The 17,776-nt window shown below is 47.5% G+C and carries 13 protein-coding genes; 1 reads left to right on the plus strand and 12 read right to left on the minus strand.

The features are described from left to right. Nucleotides 1-118: 118 nt before the first annotated feature. The 7 genes from ablA to speE form a co-directional block, all read right to left on the minus strand. Nucleotides 119-1,483, minus strand: coding sequence for a lysine 2,3-aminomutase (ablA, locus tag FO446_RS26870; protein ID WP_173610433.1), 1,365 nt, complete (start codon nt 1,481-1,483; stop codon nt 119-121). Nucleotides 1,484-1,647: 164 nt separating this feature from the next. Beyond that, nucleotides 1,648-3,066, minus strand: a complete 1,419-nt coding sequence (locus FO446_RS26875; protein WP_221867343.1) for a sigma-54 interaction domain-containing protein — start codon at nt 3,064-3,066, stop codon at nt 1,648-1,650. Between the two features lie 77 nt (nt 3,067-3,143). Beyond that, nucleotides 3,144-3,536, minus strand: a complete 393-nt coding sequence (locus FO446_RS26880) for a hypothetical protein (RefSeq protein WP_173610431.1) — start codon at nt 3,534-3,536, stop codon at nt 3,144-3,146. 74 nt (nt 3,537-3,610) lie between these two features. Continuing rightward, complete coding sequence (locus tag FO446_RS26885) at nt 3,611-4,024, minus strand: YwiB family protein (protein WP_173610430.1); 414 nt, start codon at nt 4,022-4,024, stop codon at nt 3,611-3,613. Nucleotides 4,025-4,079: 55 nt separating this feature from the next. Next, the gene (locus FO446_RS26890; protein ID WP_237899545.1) at nt 4,080-5,324 is read right to left on the minus strand and encodes an MFS transporter; all 1,245 of its coding nucleotides are present in this window, start codon (nt 5,322-5,324) and stop codon (nt 4,080-4,082) included. 179 nt (nt 5,325-5,503) lie between these two features. After that, on the minus strand, nt 5,504-6,373 hold the full coding sequence (speB, locus tag FO446_RS26895; RefSeq protein WP_017252411.1) for an agmatinase: 870 nt from the start codon (nt 6,371-6,373) through the stop codon (nt 5,504-5,506). A gap of 19 nt (nt 6,374-6,392) precedes the next feature. Further along, complete coding sequence (speE, locus tag FO446_RS26900; protein WP_088911020.1) at nt 6,393-7,226, minus strand: polyamine aminopropyltransferase; 834 nt, start codon at nt 7,224-7,226, stop codon at nt 6,393-6,395. A 196-nt stretch (nt 7,227-7,422) separates the two neighbouring features. On the opposite strand from speE, the gene FO446_RS26905 reads away from it, so the two are divergent. Then, nucleotides 7,423-9,474: a transglycosylase domain-containing protein gene (locus FO446_RS26905; RefSeq protein ID WP_237899546.1), complete on the plus strand. Its 2,052-nt coding sequence runs from the start codon at nt 7,423-7,425 to the stop codon at nt 9,472-9,474. 51 nt (nt 9,475-9,525) lie between these two features. Here FO446_RS26905 and FO446_RS26910 read toward each other — a convergent pair whose 3' ends face one another. The 5 genes from FO446_RS26910 to FO446_RS26930 form a co-directional block, all read right to left on the minus strand. Beyond that, entirely contained in the window at nt 9,526-9,783 is a 258-nt protein-coding gene (locus tag FO446_RS26910; protein WP_015893678.1) for a hypothetical protein, read from the minus strand. A 240-nt stretch (nt 9,784-10,023) separates the two neighbouring features. After that, complete coding sequence (locus tag FO446_RS26915) at nt 10,024-10,521, minus strand: YwhD family protein (protein ID WP_173610426.1); 498 nt, start codon at nt 10,519-10,521, stop codon at nt 10,024-10,026. Nucleotides 10,522-10,618: 97 nt separating this feature from the next. Next, on the minus strand, nt 10,619-10,936 hold the full coding sequence (locus FO446_RS26920) for a hypothetical protein (RefSeq protein ID WP_237899547.1): 318 nt from the start codon (nt 10,934-10,936) through the stop codon (nt 10,619-10,621). Between the two features lie 26 nt (nt 10,937-10,962). Next, nucleotides 10,963-13,749 carry a lipase/acyltransferase domain-containing protein gene (locus FO446_RS26925; RefSeq protein ID WP_237899548.1) on the minus strand — a complete coding sequence of 929 codons (2,787 nt, stop codon included), beginning with the start codon at nt 13,747-13,749 and terminating at the stop codon, nt 10,963-10,965. Nucleotides 13,750-13,815: 66 nt separating this feature from the next. Then, nucleotides 13,816-17,763 (minus strand): ABC transporter permease, encoded by a 3,948-nt coding sequence (locus FO446_RS26930; protein WP_237899550.1) that lies wholly within the window; start codon nt 17,761-17,763, stop codon nt 13,816-13,818. Between the last annotated feature and the right edge of the window lie 13 nt (nt 17,764-17,776).

Below are 17,776 nucleotides of genomic sequence, written 5' to 3' on the forward strand. Positions count from 1 at the left end.
ATGGGTACAACTCGATCTTAACACACAAGTTGCGAATCATCCATCCTCTTCGAAGAGTTGGAAATATTCTTACGAAAAAAGAAACAGCTACCTTCATACGGGTAGCTGTTCAACATGCTTATTTTCCTGAAGCTTCTTTGGTCTCGGCAGTGGTCTGTTCTTTCTTGGCCTTTTGCTCCGTGCGAACATCTGCGAGTGATTTGACCTTGGTTGCTTTGATACGCTTGTTGCGCGGCAGATCAGTCGGCTCCAGATTGTCTACCTCGTCTTGCATGAGTGCTGCGATACCAACTGCTTTGCCTTTTGCAGCCTTGCAGTATTCGCAGTTTTCTTCATCATGCTCATGGTATTGCTTCGGCTCTGGGTAGGACGTGATAACGCCTTCAAAATTACGCAGGACAACTTTATCGGACGCTTGCGAAATGATGTAATTCGGACTGACTGGAATTTTACCGCCGCCGTGTGGAGCGTCTACTACAAAGGTCGGAACTGCATAGCCGGAAGTATGGCCGCGCAGGTGCTCAATGATTTCGATCCCTTTGCTGACGGGCGCGCGGAAGTGTCCGATTCCCTCAGACAGGTCGCATTGATAGATGTAATACGGGCGAACGCGGATTTTCACCAGGTCCTGCACCAGCTTTTTCATCGTATTCGCGCAATCGTTGATACCGGCCAAAATAACTGCCTGGTTGCCGAGCGGAACACCAGCATTGGCGAGCATTTCGCAAGCCAGCTTCGCTTCCGGTGTAATCTCTTTTGGATGGTTGAAGTGTGTATTGAGCCAAACCGGATGGTATTTTTTCAAGATATTGCACAGGTTTTCAGTAATGCGCTGCGGGAATACAACGGGTGCGCGCGTACCGATCCGAATAATTTCAACATGCGGGATGTCGCGCAGGCTGCTGATGATGTACTCCAGTACGCGGTCATTGATCAACAGACCGTCTCCACCGGAGAGCAGTACATCGCGGACTTCTGGTCTTGAGCGAATGTAATCGATACAGGCATCCAGTTGTTTCTTTGGCACGCCCATGCCGATCTGGCCGGAAAAGCGACGGCGCGTACAGTAACGGCAATACATGGAGCATTGGTTCGTCACCAGGAAAAGCACGCGATCTGGATAACGATGTGTCAGACCGGGTACAGGAGAATCGGTATCCTCGTGGAGTGGGTCTTCCATGTCGTATTTGGTACGAACCATCTCAGAGGACAATGGTACAGACTGCATGCGAACGGGATCGCTTGGATCGTCTGGATCCATCAGATTAGCATAGTACGGTGTGATGTTGAGTGGAATCGTTTGCGTAGAAATACGTACGCCCTCTTCCTCTTCCGGTGTCAGGTTGATCACCTGCTTCAAATCATCGACCGTCTTGATCGTGTGCGTAAGCTGCCACATCCAGTCATTCCATTGCTCGTCCGTGACATCCTTCCAAAGTTCTATCGAACGCCAATCGCGTTTTGTCGCTACTGTCATGTGCATCCCGTCTCCTCTCGTCTTATGGTGAACCTCTTCGCTTCACTCAATCAACAAGAGATGCAAGTGCCATGCCAACAAATCAAAAGATTTAGAAAATATGGAATAGAGCATTTTGTGAGCGCTTCTATTCCCTGTAATCCTTCGCGAGTCTGCCGAATTTTCGGCAATCAACAGGGAGGGATCATCCGCTGCGAGAGCTTGTATTGCAGCGTCTGTCTTGGGATGCCCAAGAGCTTGGCGGCGCGAAGTACATTGCCATCCGTTTGCTGCATCGCATCTTTGATCACTTTTTCCTCTACCTCACGCAAAATTTCGGGCAGCGTACAGCCTTCCTTTGGTAGGAGTTGAGCCGAAATTGACGCTTCTTTTTTCTCGGACTGCGAGCGTTCCAGTAAATGAGCCGGAAGATGATCCAGCAAAATAATGTCTGACTCCACCATATTCATGGCTGCTTCTATGACATGTTCCAGTTCACGGACATTCCCCGGCCACTCATACGCAGCAAACAATTGAGCCACTTCCCTGCTGATTCCACGCACATTCATACCGAAGATCCGGTTAAACTTTTGCAAGAAATGATCGATCAGCATCTCCACATCTTCTCTGCGCTCGCGCAATGGCGGCAGTTCAAAAGAGACGACGTTGATCCGGTAGTACAGGTCGGCACGCATGACTCCTCGCTCCACGAGTGACTGCGGTGCTTCGTTGACTGCGGCGATTACCCGCACGTCTACTCTGGTCGAATGGCTCCCACCGATCCGTCTGATCTGACCGTCCTGGAGGACTCGTAATAGCTTTGCCTGCAGGTCGAGCGGCATGCTGTTCAGTTCATCCAAAAATAGAGTACCGCCATCCGCCAGCTCGAATAATCCTGGGCGATCATCGGCTCCCGTGAAGCTTCCTTTTGTCGTGCCAAACAGCAAGCTTTCGAGCAGCGCGGCAGGTAGCGCGGCACAATTTTGCGCGATGAATGGCTTACTGCTGCGGACAGACGCGTGGTGAATGGATTGAACAAACAGTTCTTTTCCCGTCCCGGTTTCGCCGTATATCAATACAGGAGAAGTTGTCCGGGCAGCCTTTCGAGCGCGCTCTTTGAGGCGCTTCATTTTTTCACTCATCGTCAAAATGTCTTCGAAATGGAAAGTCGTTTCATCTACCGTGCGTTTTGTCCGTTTCGGCTTGCTAATTTTGGCCTGAAGATCCACCAAGCGTTCCGACAGTTCTTTTAGCTTGCCGATATCCTTCGCCACCTCGACTGCGCCGACTAACCTTTTGCCTACTCTTACCGGGAGTGTTGTGTTGATTGTCTCTACACGCATTCCCTTCCAGTTCTTATATGTCTGTGTCTGGTTGTAAATTGATTCGCCACTATCGATAACACGCAGCAGGGTACTCGACTGTCGATCAAGTGAAGGAAAAACCTCCAACAATGGCTTTCCCAACACCTCTTCTGGGGTCAACCCATCGAGCTTGGCTGCGACGTGATTGTAGAAAATCGTAATGCCATTTGCATCCACAACGTGAATTCCCTCATCGATAGCACCCAAGATCGCCTGCAACATTTCTACCGTATCTGACAACGGCATCCCGGCTTTCACTCCTTCCTTTCATCCATACTGCCAAAAAATCATCACTTCGCCGAATATTCGGCACTTTTACGCATTTATCGATTACGCCCTACCTGAATGGCAAGCATTGCGGTATACAGTAAATGTCCCAATATCCAGATGAGGAACGCTGTCATACTCATCGGGGATTGACTCAGCACACTAAATGGGAAAAACGCAACAGAAAAACTGAGCATCCAGTACAGCAAATATCGTACCGACCGGGCTTTTCGTTCCCGCGGGTAAAAGTGCATGAGAAAAAAGGCGACGATCACACTAATCAGCAGATGAATCAATAGTTCTACAATAGAGGGCAGGTTTTCCATACCCGGTACATAGCTGACATCAATTAAAACGGGAAAGGTATTGGTATCAAACAAACCATCCCCGAGCGCTAAAAAAGCAGCAAGACCCAGACCGGCTATTAGTCCATTTGCGAGTACAAACATGCTGTATCCCCCTCCCACTTCAGCCGCAAGTACTCCTATTGTACGTGCAAAAAACCGCCCTTGCAAAGGGCGGCTTATTTTCCTAGCTCTATTTTCAGCTCATGCTCACCAGCGTACTGCTCATTCATCCATAGCTGGTACGCGATTTCTACCTGTACAGGAACCTCTGCCTCGTAGCGAATTCGCAGCTTGTTCGTATGCGTCTCCATGGCAAACGGGCCATAGGGACTTTGATAGGTAGAATGAGTGCTGGCTCCTTTTTCGAATTGCTGTCTGGTTGAAACACCACCCTGACGGACCAGCGTAATAGACGTATCTGTCAGCTTCAGTGTCGTGCTTACTTCGCCTACGCCCTCCATCTGCTCTTTGTAGGTCAAGTACCACGCGGATGCTTTTTGTACGCGCCTGCCCTCATAGCTGTGGGTCGTTTCTTCCCAGTTGCCTTCGACATGATGCCGTGCCGTCAATTTCACTTGTATGTCTTGCATGCTGCTTCCACACTCCACTTTCTTTCGCTTCCCATTTATCCCTACATTCTACCCTTCATCGCTCTTCTGTGGCAACCGCAGCCTCTGCTTTGGCATCAGCCAGCAGGTATCTCATGGTAGCAGCAATCCCGATTGCCGCCAGCAGCAGTAGACCCGCCAACACCAAGTACCCGACTCCTGCCCCCGTATAATCAATCATAGCCGTAAACAAACCGATCAGGACCAGACGCATCATCATGCCGATTGAGTTGAAAAAGCTCATCACCCGCCCCATCTGATGCTTCGGCACAACTGTCATATAGAGCGATTGCCGAATCAAGCGCACAGAAGCGTTACTCCACCCGTAAAACGTGTACGCCGCAATCAGCGCCCAGCCATACGGCAAAGCAATCATGACGACAATGGCAATCGCGAACAACAACGTATTGCCGATCATGGCTGCCAGTTGTCCCAACTTGCGAACGACGATCGCAACGAGTAAACCTGCCGCCACAGCCCCCAGTGCATATGTGACCTCTCCCAGCGAATAAACCGAGACACCCTCCTGCAGCGTTTGGCTTATGTAAACAGGCTTCAATAAGTTCGTCGCCATAACAGCGATGAAGGGCATGAGTGCGGATATGCCAAACAGCAGGAATCCTTTCTTTTGCTGAATGTACCGCCAGCTTTCCATCAGCTGCCCCGTCCACGCGACACCCTGGTTTTGCTTCGCTTCTTTTTCCAGCGTGAAGGTATACGTCATGGTAGACAGCAAGGTAAAGGCGAACAAGTACGTAATCGCATTGAAAATAATCACCACATGCAGTCCATAGGAGCTAAGCAGAATCCCTGCAAACGCGCCAGCAAGAACGGATGCCGTCTGTCCTTCGATCTCGAGCAGACTGTTGATGCTGTTGTAGTGTTTGGGCTCAAACGTCTCCTGTACCAGCGCGGACTGCGTCGGGTAATGAATTTGGTACATAAAAGTCGTCGTCAAATAGATGACAATCAGCATCCACTCGGTGTACTCTCCGAAAAAGCCCCAGATTGCAAGCATGCCAAGCACGCTAAATCCGATCAAGTTTTCTATCAGCAGCATCTTCTTGCGGGAGTAACGATCGATGAGCGTCCCGATATACGGCCCAATGAAAAACATCAGTACCGCAGAAGTAAACATGGTCGAACCCAAAAGTTGAGCAGAACCTGTCGTTTCCACGAGGAACCAGGCAATCCCGATCATCGTCATCCCTTGCCCAAAACCGGAGAACAAATTGGAAAAGAACAGCTTTCGAAATGGTGCGTAGGCAAATACCTCTTTCATGCAGACAACTCCTTTGTAGGAAACCCTCCGTCGACTTTTCAATCATCTTACTATTATGATTGTACTGACAAATTTATACTTTGTAAACTAAAATGTTTATTAATTGAAATTGACGTCCCAACTAATAGGAAAAGCCCCCGGTTCTTTTGCAAACCGAAGGCTTATTTAAAGCGGATATCTTATTTTACAAAGCTCAAGAGCAGCTCGCGCACGATTTTGGATGCCGCGATTTGCGTCATTTCACTGTGGTCATACACAGGAGCAACCTCCACCAGGTCACAACCGATGACATTCGCACCGTTGTTTGCCATGAAGTGAATAGTATCGAGCAGCTCACGAGACGTGATGCCGCCTGCTTCTGTTGTACCTGTTCCTGGAGCGTGCGCAGGGTCCAATACATCGATATCAATCGACAGGTAGATCGGACGGTTGCCGATGGTAGGCAGCACTTGCTTCACTGGCTCCAGTACATCGTATTTGTACAGGTGCATGTTTTCTTTTGCCCACTCAAACTCGTCCTTCATCCCGCTGCGGATTCCGAAAGAGTACACATTTTTACCGCCGATCAGGTTGCATACCTTTTTGATCGGGGTGGAGTGGGAGTATTCGTATCCCTCGTAGTTGTCGCGCAGGTCAGTATGCGCGTCAAAGTGGAATACGACCATGTCCTTGTACTTTTCATAAACCGCTTGGAATACTGGCCAGGAAACCAAGTGCTCTCCGCCCAGACCCAATGGGAATTTGCCATCTGCCAATACTTTTGCCACGAATGTACGGATCGCGTCCAGGCTACCTTCCACGTTTCCAAAAGGAAGAGGAATATCGCCAGCATCAAAGTATTTGATGTCTTCCAACAGCCTGTCCAAGTACGGGCTGTACTCTTCCAGACCGATGGAAACCTCACGAATACGGGCAGGGCCAAAACGAGAGCCCGGACGGAAGCTCACTGTCCAGTCCATCGGCATACCGTAAATAACCGCTTGGCTTTCTTCGTAATTCCCGTGACTACGGATAAAGACATTTCCAGAGTATGCTTCGTCAAAACGCATAGGTGTAGTTCTCCCCCGATTAGTCGCGGGTCAGCTCAGCCACAAAGTTAGGCAGTTTGAAAGCAGCGTGGTGAACTTCCGCATTGTAGTATTTGGTGCCCAAATCTTTGATTTTCGCTGGATCTACTTCCAACGGATCATGTTGCTTGGAAGCGATGGTGAAGCTCCACAGTCCGGATGGATAAGTAGGGATGCTGCAAGTGTAGAGACGAGTAACCGGGAAGATCGATTTCAGGTCTTTGAACACACGCTTGATCAGATCACGGTTGAACCAAGGAGATTCTGTTTGAGCAACCATGATACCGTCTGGTTTCAAAGCATCGTGAATGCCTTGGTAGAAACCTTTTTCAAACAGACCTACGGCTGGTCCTACTGGCTCTGTAGAGTCGACCATGATCACATCGTACTCACCTTTGTGGTCGTGAATATGTTTAATGCCATCGATTACTTGTACATCTACACGTGGATTGCCTGTCAATGCACTCGCAATCTCAGGGAAGTATTTTTTGCAAGACTCAATGACGCCACCGTCGATTTCAGCCAGAACTGCTTTTTCTACAGACGCGTGCTTTACGATTTCACGAATAGCACCGCCATCGCCGCCGCCTACAACCAGAACCTTTTTCGGGTTCGGATGCGTGTTCAACGCGATATGAGAAATCATTTCATGGTAGACAAACTCATCGACATCGGTAGTCATAACCATGCCGTCGAGCACTAACATGCGACCAAACTGCTTCGTATTAATTACGTCGATTTGTTGAAACTCGGATTTCTCACTGTATAGGGTTTCTGTAATTTTCGTTGTTATCCCGTGATTTTCCGTCTGTTTTTCGGTGTACCACAATTCCATGTTCATGGCTATGTAACCTCCTTCAATTAACCGCATGAAAATACAATATAACAAGAAAATTATAGTAGCTGTCTTCCAAATTGCAAGATATTTTTCTAGCAAGGAAAGTTTAACCAGCTTGCAAGCGACACATACTACTAGTAACGTAGTATGTCCTATTTTATTGATTCAACCGCAGAAAGGAGGAGAGGCACACATGGAAGTCATTCGCGAAGCCCCATTACTGCGCTATTTGCGTTGGGCTAAGAAATTTGTAAAATTTACCATTATCAGCCTATTATGTTTCTCTTTTGCCATCTTGCTACTCATTTTGTACTTACGCTCACAACCACTCCCGGAAACGTTTGTGAAGCAAACCACGACGATTTACGCTTCCAATGGAGAGGTTTTGGATACGATGCACCGTGGCGAAAACCGGATTTCTGTGCCACTTGCAGAGATTTCACCAGCATTGCTTGATGCGACCATCGCTATCGAAGATCGTTCGTTCCGCGAGCATTTTGGTTTTGATTGGAAACGGTTAGCCATGGCTGCTTATGTCGATGTCGTTAACATGGACATGCGTCAAGGTGCCAGTACCATCACCCAACAATTGGCGAGAAATCTGTACCTCAGCTTGGACAAGACCTGGGAGCGAAAAATCAAAGAAGCCCTTCTTGCGATTCAGCTTGAACTGAATTACAGCAAGGATGAAATATTAGAAATGTACGTGAATCAGATTTATTACGGTCATTCAGCCTATGGCGTACAAGCTGCTGCCCAAACCTATTTCGGCAAGGACGCCAAAGATTTGACGGTAGCAGAGAGCGCCATGCTCGCAGGCATCCCGAAGGGTCCTACTTATTATTCACCGTTTGTCGATTTGGAACGTGCCAAAGCCAGACAAAAGCTCATTTTGAATGCCATGGAGCGCGACAATCTACTGACATCGAAGGAAGCAGAGCAAGCCTACGCGGAGCCAATCAAGCTGAAACAGCGAGCAAACGAGAATGTAACCGAGCCAGCTCCTTATTTCCGCGATTACATCGCGAATTTGGTAAAAAACAAATATGGCATTGACGAAGAAAAATTTATTCATGGCGGTCTGAAAATCCACACGACCCTTGATCCAGTTGTACAAAAAAAGGCCGAGGATATTGTTGCTTCTGTCCTACCAAAGAATAATCCGAATTTGCAGGTAGCCCTCGTCGCCATGGACCCTGCTACCGGCTATATCAAAGCGATGGTAGGTGGACGTGACTACAAGGTGAGTCAGTTCAATCGCGTGCTTGGCAAGCGTCAGCCCGGTTCCTCCTTCAAGCCGATCATGTATTTGTCAGCCTTGCAAAACGGCTATACACCGCTCACGTTGATGAAAAGCGAACCGACCGTTTTTACCTACGATAACAATAAGCAGTACATCCCCGGCAATTTTGGTGGAAAATATGCAAACGCACTGATCAACATGCGTGAAGCAATCAAAACCTCCGACAATATTTATGCCGTCAAGACTATTGATTTTCTCGGGCCACAAAAAGTGGTTGATCAGGCAAAGCAATTAGGTATCACCAGCTCGATGCAAGCAGTTCCCTCTCTCGCACTAGGAACTTCACCTGTCTCTCCCTTGGAGTTAAACGCAGCTTATGCAGCAATCGTCAACAAGGGACAAGCCGTTAAGCCCATTGCCATCACCTCCATCGAGGACAGCGAGGGCAACATTTTGGTTGAAGAAAAACCTGAGAAAACACAGGTAGCTGATCCGGTCGCCTCTGCTCTCTTAGTGAATATGATGCAAAGTGTATTTGAACAAGGCGGTACGGGATATCGCGTAGCTGGCGAAATGAACCGACCGGTAGCAGGGAAAACAGGATCCACGGATTATGATGCTTGGCTGAGCGGATTCACTCCGCAGCTGGTTTCGACCGTATGGGTAGGTTACGACAAAAATCAAAAGGTCGATGATGTAAAGGAAGGCTATCTGTCCAAAAAAATCTGGGCACAGTTCATGGAAAGTGCGCTCAAAGGTCAGCCCCCTGCGCTCTTTGACATGCCAGCTGGTGTTGTTTCTGTCTATATCGATCCCGCTTCTGGAAAACTGGCGACCGAGCATTGTCCGAATCCACAGCTCTTTTATTTCGCCAGTGGAACAGAGCCTCAAGATTACTGCACGGATCACATCCCGACAAATGAGACACCGACACCTTTAAAGCCGCCAGATTCTTCGACCTTTTGGCAGCGCATGGGCAGTTGGTGGAAACCGAATCAATAAAGAAAAAAAGGACGTTTCTCTTGATCGAGTACGTCCTTTTTGATATACCTATTAACCTAGCGTGCTCTGATTGTCCCCGCCGCCCACGACTCCGTCTCCATCGGCAAAAACATGGTCGTTGACGATTGTAATCAGGCCGGCATGATCAAGCTGTTCCAATACTTCGAACAAGCTGTCCCTTTTTCCAGCAGGGAGCTTGCGTACAAAGTTGTTTATCTCGGTCGGAGTCACGTGTGTGCGGAAATGGACACCACCGTGCCTCACAAAATGATCATGCGATTGTTCATTACCACGGAGATCTTCTTCCAATGGGTACCGCCCCTTCCGTCAAACAGTTTGGTTCAATCCCCATTAGTGTTCCGCGATTTCCCAAAAACTATGATCAGCAATGATAATTATATATAAGACAAACAGGGAAAGAGTGACGGCTCTCTCCCTGTTTGCTGACCAAGTGTACATGTACACAATATGGAAATAAGTTTACCTGACTTCAATTGTGTGAACAATTGATTTCACGATTTGTTCACAGACCGTTCACGATTTCCAACTTTAGGACAAATTTTGCTTTAATTCCTCTGTGGAATTCTCATACATCGCTGCGTTATTTTCAATCAAAAGCTTTTTCAAAGCGGCCTTTTCCTTATCGGATAGATCGGACAGCATAATACGTCTCTTCATGGAGTAATCCATGCGATTCACATGATCTGCCAAAATTTTGTAGCCCCGACGCGCTTCCCGATCGATTTCCATGTAGCACGCAGTTGCCCCTGCATAGTAAGGACCAGCTTCATTGCGATCGACTGTTACCCAAACGAGCCAATAAGGCTTTCCATTTGGTACTTCTTCTTTATTTGTCGTCCATTTGATGCCCTTTTCTACAGAACTTTTGGCATGCAAGGCACCCATGTCAATGTACGCTTCGTCCCCATCGATTATGACCGAGGATACAGCATTCAGGTCGAGTACACCTTGACCAAAACCGCCATGTACATCGGTTTTTCCACTCATGATGGTAAAGCCGCCTTTTTTATTATCAAAAATATCCATTTGAATAACCTCCAGACAATCATTCTCCTTCCTTTATTCTACTCGAAAAGCGTGCGATGACGCAATTTGCCTATGTGCCCAGTTATTTATCCATGGGCTATTGGGTGTTTCGTTTTTTGTTTACGAGCTGGATCATTTTTTCGATACCCCACATGATCAGGATTGTTACGACCGCTGTATGGACCGCCATGGCAACCTTCATGACTAACAGTTCACCTAGCATCGTGTCAGAGGGAACAATAAACAGGTAGTACACAAAGCTGATAAAAAGAACACTTAGAAAGATCAACCAGCCTCGAAAGCCTAGCGTGAAGCGAATGGAAGCGGCGATGAGCAAACCGATCAAAGGCCCCGCAAACATCAATGAAAATACGAAAGGACCGAGTATGAACCAGACTATCCAATTATCATCCATTGTCTTACACCCTTTGTTTTTGATGACTACACATCATTGGAATCCGTAGATTCTTCTACCTCTGTCAGTCCACGCACATCAAGCACGTAACGTCTTCCTGTTTCTTTGTAACGCTCCGAATCATCTGAAGAAAAGCGTTTGATCAGAAAGCGCGCTGGCTCCTCTCCCTCTACAGCTACAGTCGGCTGGAATTCCAAGTTTTCACCATCTCGAACATGGATAACAACGATGCGATCGTGATATTCAATTGACAGGTCTTCCCGTACTTCTTTTTTATTGGCGTCGAGCGTAAAGGTCTGACCGGATTTGTTTATCGTCACTTCAGGAAAGCTTTTGTCATCTTGTGCAATGATGTAATACAGGTAGTCAGCATTTTGGTCCGGAGCATTGCGCAATCCTGATTGTAATTCCTCATCTCCCTGTAGCAATCGCGTTACTTGGTCGATGACTTCTGGTATGGTCGGCAGTTTGGCGTGTTCGCCTTTCACGTAGTATCGTTTTTTCATATCCTTCTGGGCGTAATTGGCACTCATATACGGAACGGTACCATCCCCAACGCCAGGATCGAGAATCGGGGACCATTCGTTATAAAAAGAATCGTAAAAGTAACCAAGCAGTGTTACTTGACCTGTACCCACGATGGAATACTGGGGAACATTGATCGTTTTGTTATCCCACTTTTCATGCATTTTGCCGCCATGTTTGACGAGCGGCGCATAGTCGAGGCGAATATTTTTGTCCTTTAAAAATTCATCATAGGTGTAGTACTGAATGTTACTCCTTTTCAGGAAGCCAACCGTTTCAAAGTATTTTTTAGAGGGTAACAGCTCGTAAACGGCAGGTGCATAAGAGGAAATCACTTTCCCTGTTTCCTCATCCAGCCAAGGGATCGAAAAATTGTATCCGTGCTTAAGAGCCTGATAGGCCCGTGGAGAGCCAAGGAAGGGTGTGCCCATGTATACGACACGATTCACTTTGCGCTGGTAGGACACATTGGATAGAAGTGTTTCTTTTACCAAGAGCCCACCCATGCTATGTGCCACCAAATGCACCTGATTTGCCCCACTTGCCTTCAGTGCAGCGTCGATTTTCTCTTTTAGAAGTTTGGCATTTTTGGTGCTGCTGTAACGCCAATCGTACGGCAGTGCAAATAAGGTGCGGTGCTTTTTGTATCCTGCCTTCTCCAGTTCCTTTACCATGCTGTAATACTGTTCGGTAAGTTCTTTTAAAAACGGTGCATAGGAAAGATACTCGATGGCATAAAAATCATCTTTTTCCGGGTGGATCGTCGCATCACGGACGACTGGCTGCACATCTACACTATTTGGCTTGATCGGCTCCAACGAGAGTAGCCGACGGTGTTTAGGATCATTAATACCAATGAGACTATCGCCAAGTCCCAACCATATTTCCGATCTCTTTCCATTCTGCTCCACTTCCAGGCGCGATCCACCCACTCCCGGGATCAAGATAACCGGAATCGTTCTGTCTCCTATATAAAGACTGTACGAGTTAGCAGTAAATCCCGAGCGTTGGCTGGCCATAACCTTGACTTTGTAGGTTCCAGGATAGGCATTGAAGATAATATGTTCATCCGAATTTTTCGCTTTCTCGGATCTAGCGACGACTTTTCCAGCCTCGTCGAGGAGAAATACGTCCATATCCATTCCAGTAGGGATATCCTTGAGGGAGACCTCCACAGTAGAGGAGAGCTTAATGGATAAGCTGTAAAAATCCACATCCGTCTTTGAATGAAGATTCCCTACGATTTTTCGGTTATACGCATCCAGCTCGTAGGCCTCTTCCATTGTGTCGTTTGGCTCGTATCCATCTGCCTTGCCCCCTCCTTGATCTGCGGAGAAATCAGCTCGCAAGCGGTAGTAGTAATCTTTCGAAAACGAGCCCTGTTTTCCAACGACCTTGATGTAGTACCATTTGTCTTTTTCAAGTGCCAGTCCTTCGATGAGTTCAGGCTCATTTCCATGCTGCTCTGAACGGGCAAGCTCCCGTTCCTCCTCATCATACACATACAAATCGTAGTCTTCGTTTGCCCGAATATCTGTGAGGGATATATTCATCTGTCCATTTGTTGTTCCTCTGATTTTCCAAAAATCAACATCATCCTTGCTGCTAATCTTTCCATGGCTATCCTTTCCATCAAAGAGCCAATCCGATTTGCTGCCCAAGGTATCATTCGGTTCTACCTCAAAGCGAGCTTCTCGACTGCGCAGTTCCGCTTCTCCTGGCTTATTCTCACCTGAAAATTCCGCATAAAATTCCTCTGCCAGCCGCGAAAGCTCTTCATCAGTGGCATCCTGCTCCTGTTCTTGTTCTGACTCTTCCGGCGGAGCTGCGTTTTGGTCTTCAATCTCTAGTTCAACCAACACTAACGGCTCTCCCTGATCGGCAGCCATTTCATCCCAAGGCGCCTTTTGGATTTTTATTTTTTCTACGGTAGGGTCTATGTGTTCAGGTAACGTTAGCTCCCAGCTACGTAACGGCTCCTCTGAATCATCTATGAACATCGTTATCTGGATAGGGCTATCATCCGTAGGCATTACAGCGAGGGAAATCTGAGACTCCTCGTGAAAAGAACGAGTTTTGCTGTCGCTGCCCTGATTGACAGACAGCTCTACGTTATCCGGAGTACCCGATAATTGTGCTTGAAACCGCACCTCTCCCTCGTCGATCCATGCCCACGCCTCTTCTACGAATATCTCCGGTTCTTTTGCCCAGCCCTGTTCTACTATATTTCCCAAGCATAAAGCGAATAGGAGAAGTACACATAGCAAGCGCCGCGTGATTATTCCCACAAAAATCCCCCTCATCCTTTTTCTAGCTTTACTGTAGAAAAAGACAGAGCGGGGGTGCAAATATTTTTACTGAGTCGTATGGTTGCGGATTCCTTGTCGTTCCCATGCATTTGCAATGATTCGGAAGGGTAGTTGATAATCTTTTAGCTCGTGCCCTTGCCCGGAGGCTTTATTTTGATAGGGGAAGCCTTTGTTCACGTCAAAACGAAAGGAAACAGAGTAATAGACTGCGTAGCTCGCATCCTTTTGGAAGCCATGCTGTTTATCCCCCATCAAAGGCGTATCTACGCCCACTTCACGAGCTCCTAGCTTGGATGCGGAATAGGAGGGGCCTCTCCAGAGCCGAGGAGTCGCTTGTTGCAAGGCTAACAACGACTGTAACGGCGTTTGGCGTATGCCAGTTTCTGAAATCCACGCCCGCCCAGATGTCACGACGGGAAACTGGTTACTCACAGGATGACGGTGTCGATCCTGCAGCTCCACTTGTGTCAAGATGCGCTCACCCGCGTAATAATCGTTAGGCTGGCTGTTTGGATACCTGTCTCTGGCATGATACGCTTCCCATTCAGCTGTATGGCGAATCGAGCCTGTTGCATTAGGCTCAAAGACCTCAAAGGAGCGCTCTCCCCCTTTTACCGTAATGGTATAGCGTCCTGCCATCGTTTTGGATAGGTTCTGTGGTTCACACACCTCTTCATCTTCGTCGTTCATAGCACAGCTCTCGTAGGACAGCTCAAAATCGACCTGATAATCCATCACGATGACAAAGCCGTTGATTTCTGCTTTGTACTTTTGCGATTGGAGTACTTGGCGCCAAGTCGTCTGTGTTGGGACCGTAGTTCCTGTGTACACGACCTCAGTGCCTGTAGATGCACTGCTTACCTGCCATTGCATCGGCACTCCGGGGCCCGTCAGCTTCAGATCGAGCTGTGGTGGTGTATAGACAGCCATACTCTTGGCATCTGAAATCCACCCCGGATTCGCAGTGACAGTTACGTTTTTAATATTGTCCCCGCTGACTGCACTCTCCAATTGTGCTTTAAATTGCGTAATTTTCTGATTGATCTCCTGCTCTGTTTTTTGGAAGCCTTCGTTTATTTTCGTCTGATCTATGACCACGCGAATCGTAGCAGGCTCACGTTCCCACACGCCGTCTGCATGTAATGGCAGTTTTTGTAGCTGTCGACCGTCACTGTCATAAATCTCCAAGCCAATTTCACCACCATCAAAATCGCCCCCACCGCCAGGCGGCTCCGGAACTTCTCCACCGACAATCTTCACTGGCCAAGCCGCACGATTGTCTGTCCAGATCGTCTCGTTTTCCGGCATGGATTTCGCAGGATTGATATGGGCGATAAAATCCTCGGATTTTTGCGGATACTTCGTCGGAACCGTGATCTTGCGCACCTCACCCGGCTTGAATTCATTCACGTCCAAGCGAGTTTCCTTTTCTGAGCTAGCCCAGCGAACAGCCAATTTCGTATCATGCGTTAATTTCCCGGCATTCTTCACGTTAAATGTAATCGTCGCATCGGTTCCTGCAGCTCGAGGGCTCTTCGGATCAATTTGAAAGCTCGATTTCACAATGAGTAAATTCTCTCCATCCGGTTTTGGATCACCTTTGCCGATTTGCACAAAAAAATGACCGTCGCAGCCGTCACTCTGGGTTGAATAAAATTGCACCTTGTACAGCCCTTCTAAAAGAAGACCATTTTCGTCTCTCGGGAAATACACCCAGTGGTTATTTGTGGAGCTGTTTGAGCTATCGAGTGCCTTTCCGTCTCGCTTTCTTTCCCAAGAGCCAGACGCAGGATCAAACCATCTCATCGAAAAGTGACTATCATCCGACAAAAACATCCGAAACCGATACTTGTCTCGAATCTCATCTGCTGCTATTTCAATGGTTTCCCCACGTTGGATATCCTTGCTCCACTTCTGATTGTTTCGATCGATTTCTACTGACGCTAGAATATCCCAGCATTTTTGGTCAGACTCAATGGTGAATCGCACCTCACCTGTACAGCCCGTCTCGGACTCGAACAGCAGTACAATTTCATCGCCAACATCTACGTTTGCCGGCAACATGAGCCTGAATGGCTCGCCCGCTGCAAGCTTGTCGGTTAACGCTGTTTTTCCACCGGGGCTCTTCCAATACCAAGTACCAGATACCTTCGAAGAAAACGATAGATTGGTATCGTATTGATCTCCAACCTCTGTAAAGTACTTGATGTATACGGGGTCTTTCAGTGTAAAACCTGAGCTGACCGATCCGTTCATGCTTTCCCCTTCGGGAGAAAATGGCAGAGGTGGTTCACTATGCACCAAAAACGCAACCTTTTTTTGATCAGCGATTGAGCAGGAAGCATCTTTTACCACAATCGTTATTTCCCAATTGCATTCAGGTCGCTCCCCCCACTTTGTTCCATCGAAGTTTAGCTTCAGTTTGTACGTTTTTCCTCGCTCGAATGGAAAATAGTACGGGTTATGAACATTTCCGTCCGGAAGCTTTAAACTGGAGGAATCATAGGGTCCCCATCTGCCATTATCATTTTCTTTGACTGGCAAGGTATAGATTTTTCCGTTTGGAAGCGATACATCCCACTTGAGAGATGCCTCCGAGCTATCTCCGTATTTGGTTGTGTATTTGGCTCGGAACGCAAGTGTATCGAACGGCATAATCTCAATCGTTTCACCGTTTCTTACTGCAGATGCCGATAGCGTAACGATGGGGCATGAGTCTTCGCCGTCTGGCGACTCGACTCTCAAATATTTCTCCCAGCACTCTGTTCCATCATCACTGATGTAGACGACTTTTACCCGTCCAGAGCTACCCACCCTACCTGTCGCGACCTTCCGATCCCCATTCGCTCCAGGCTTCATGTCATAACCATTCATCGTGTATTTTCCTGGTTTATTGGCAGAGAGAGTGATATCGGCATTTTTTTCGACAGCAATATCTGAGCCGCCGCTTGCAACAGCATTGTGGTCTTTTATATCCTTGTCGCCAACGACTTGAATGTTCAGTTTGGTTTTTGTTGATCCGATCGAACAAGCTGGGCCCGGGTCAGGCTTTTCGGGATCAGGCTTCTCCGGCGGGATTACATCTCCTACTGTGAATTGTGCTGTGTAAGGTGTGGAAACGCTTATGCTGCTTGATCCTTGGCGGCTTCTTTGATGCAGGTCAGTGATTGTTAGCGATACTTCATACACGCCTGGCTCGGTAGGCTTATATTCGGTATTTTTATAGATCCACTTGTAGCCCGGGGGATTGCTTGTCTCGTTTACTGTGGGTGTAGCCGTGCTTGGATCGTTGAATTTTTGATTAGACAAGAGGCTCTTGTATCCACGTCCTGTTGTCTTGTTGATCACATTTAAAGACCATACAAAAATGCCGCGGTCATAGTAAGAAAAGTCCGTGGCATTTGCATGGATCTCAACAGTTTCGTTGAGGTTGTATTTGGTTTTGTTAGTGGTTATGCTGCCGCTGGGTTGTGGGGTTGTTCGGAAGTGGCCTACTGAGATGTATCCGCCTTTGCCGTCTGGGACGAGGTTGTCTCCTTTGGTGTAGCCTGCGCCGCCTGAGGCGGAGGCTAGTTCTGCGAGGTTGTAGGCTTGGTAGGGGTCGAAATTTGGTACTGAATCACTAGAGACTTCCTTACTATAAATATTACCCGTTCCTCCAAGAATGTAGTTTGGATTTCCTCCGAACCGTTTAATCCAGTATGATGCTTCATTTTCGTCAACAAAATACCACCCTCTATCTGCCTTTTGGTTTACATCAGCAAAGCCCAATACTCTATTACTATCTGTAACTCTGTCTACTTCAATTTGAGAAACTGTTGCTCCGAGTTGTCCTTCAATTCCTTCGATTAAAAGAAGATAAAAACGCCCTTTGGGTGCAAGTTCTTTATTCGAATCAACAGTTGCTACTTTAATATTGTGATAATTAGGCGAACCATAGGTCGAATTCGGGTAAACAATAATTAAACAACACAATAGGAAAAGAGAAAGCACAGAATAAATTATT

It is taken from the genome of Brevibacillus brevis, assembly GCF_022026395.1.
In the GTDB taxonomy this organism is placed as follows: domain Bacteria; phylum Bacillota; class Bacilli; order Brevibacillales; family Brevibacillaceae; genus Brevibacillus.